This window comes from Caballeronia sp. LjRoot29 (genome assembly GCF_964252755.1).
Classification (GTDB): Bacteria; Pseudomonadota; Gammaproteobacteria; order Burkholderiales; family Burkholderiaceae; genus Caballeronia.
The window spans coordinates 1-1,326 of record NZ_CAXUPU020000091.1; the positions used below are offsets into that span (position 1 = coordinate 1).

The window sequence follows — 1,326 nt, forward strand, 5'->3', positions numbered from 1 at the left end:
ACTCCAGCCGGAGAAAATATTCGGCACTGCTCGCTTCAGCGCTATGTGAAGATAAACCGCGAAGGCTATCCGTCACGACGGTATTAAAAGATGGACTGCCCGGTAAGTGTGGTCAGAGTTTCCAGTGACTTCGCGCCGGCAAGTGAGTTGCCGTTCGCGTCGAGGCCGGGCGACCACACGCAGACCGCCATTTCGCCCGGCAGCACCGCGACGATGCCGCCGCCGACGCCACTCTTAGCTGGCAAGCCGACGCGAAAGACGAAGTCGCCTGCAGCGTCGTAAGTGCCGCAGGTCAACATCAGCGCCGACAGACGCTTTGTCGAACTGCTGTCGAGGATGCGCTCCCCGGTCGATGGTACGACGCCGCCATTACTCAGGAACAGGGCGGCCTTCGCCAGTTCGACGCAACTCATTGAGATCGCACATTGCCGGCAATACGCGTCAACTACCGCATGGACAGGCATTTCCATATTGCCAAAGCTCGCGATGAAATGCGCCATAGCTTGGTTGCGATCTGCATGCCGCAGTTCGGACTGTGCGACGCGCAAATCGTAGTCGATTGTTGCCTCCCCGGTTAGCCGCCGCAGAAACTCCACCAGAGCGATCTCGGCCTTGACGAAGCGTCGGCACAGTACGTCGGTGACGACCAGCGCGCCAGCGTTGATGAACGGATTACGCGGCTTACCCCGCTCGGCTTCGAGTTGCACCAGCGAATTGAACGGTGTCCCGGACGGTTCGCGGCCGACGCGTTCCCAGAGTTCATCTCCGAGCAGCCGGAAAGCCATCGTGCAGGCGAATAGCTTCGAAATACTTTGGATCGAAAACCGAGTGTCGGCTTGGCCCGTACGGAAGACTTCGCCGGCCGGTGTGGCGATCGCCATGCCGAAGCTGTCGGCTGGGACTTTTGCAAGTCGGGCGACCTACTCAGATGACCGCTTGACCTTGGAGATCTGCCGTTCTGCACAAGGAAGCGCGAGCGGCGGAGAAGGGTCGACTTCTGCCCGACGCGGACCGATCAATGGCGACATTCCGCCAGTTCAACGTCGGACCGGGTTCGGCCATCGGACTAAACCGCTCGCGCGGTAGGCCCTCCGTTTGAGGCATGTGGTTTTTCGGAGGGACCCGGCTTGGTTTCCTATGTTGATTGATGAGGCGATCCGCCTCGTTACTCGACAGGAGCCGAGCTATGACGACATCCACCGAAGTTATCAGCCCGTTACGCCAGCGCATGATGGACGACATGCGCATGCGTCGCCTCGCGCCGACCACGCAATCCAACTACCTTCGCGTCGTACGCGAGTTCACAGTCTTCCTCGGACGCTCGCC

The 1,326-nt window shown here is 60.2% G+C and carries 2 pseudogenes; one reads left to right on the plus strand and one right to left on the minus strand.

Annotated features, from left to right (window positions below):
* Positions 1-83: 83 nt before the first annotated feature.
* Positions 84-920 (minus strand): annotated as a pseudogene (locus tag ACSQ83_RS35850) (glutaminase); the annotation flags it as partial.
* Positions 921-1,228: 308 nt separating this feature from the next.
* Between ACSQ83_RS35850 and ACSQ83_RS35855 the strand changes: the two are divergent.
* Positions 1,229-1,326 (plus strand): annotated as a pseudogene (locus ACSQ83_RS35855) (integrase); the annotation flags it as partial.